This window comes from Nonomuraea antimicrobica (genome assembly GCF_039536965.1).
GTDB lineage: Bacteria > Actinomycetota > Actinomycetes > Streptosporangiales > Streptosporangiaceae > Nonomuraea > Nonomuraea antimicrobica.
The window spans coordinates 1-722 of record NZ_BAAAZP010000257.1 but is presented as its reverse complement, the minus strand read 5'-3'; the positions used below and the strand labels follow the sequence as shown (position 1 = coordinate 722).

Here is a 722-nt window from a genome sequence, read left to right as displayed (position 1 = left end):
TCTGTCGGGATCCGTCGGATGGTCGATGATGAAGCTCTTGTGCGGGTTGCCCATGATGAACACGTTGGTGTCATCGATGAAGATCCCATGGGCGCCGCCAGCAGACGTTCTCCTATACAGAGAGACTCCGCTGTCCTCCAACGACAGGACTCCTCCGGGGCCCCCGTTGGACAGGTTTCCCGAGTATGTGAGACGGGCAACGGCCGGAAACAGCTCGAACCAGCTCCGATGGTTGGACCAGGTAGAGGTCTCGTGATACATGCCGATGTAGTCGCCGGAGGTGTCGCTCGTGGCTTCGATCTTGGCGAACTGAGATCCGGTGCTTGGAGTGAACCTGATCTGAGGAAAGGACGTTCCCGCAGGGTTGAAGATGATCCGTTTGCCTGAGAACGCTGTCGACAGCTGTCCAACGACCGTCGCGGCACCAGTCGAGTTGATGTCCACCGTCTGCTGGCCAGAGGCGTTGAACGCTTTCAGTCCGGTGTTGTCGAGTTGGATGCGGGCACCAGTGGCTCCGCTGCGCAGGTTGAAGGTCCCGTTGTTGGAGAGGCTGACCGTCTCCACGCCCGAGGAGTTGAACCCCCGCAGTCCTGTCGAATTGAGCTCGACCCGAGCAGCGGCAGGGTGCCCAGCGACGACACGCGTGGACAGCGTCAGGATCGCTTCCAGCTTGCCCGCCGTGATCGACCCGGCCGCGAGCTTGTCCGTGGTGACGGCGTTGG

1 protein-coding gene is annotated in these 722 nt (G+C 61.2%); it reads right to left on the bottom strand.

The genetic code is table 11. The annotated features are described in order from the left end of the window. Positions 1-722, bottom strand: a 722-nt coding sequence (locus ABD844_RS52295) for a hypothetical protein (RefSeq protein WP_344897604.1), incomplete at both ends; no start/stop codon positions are given.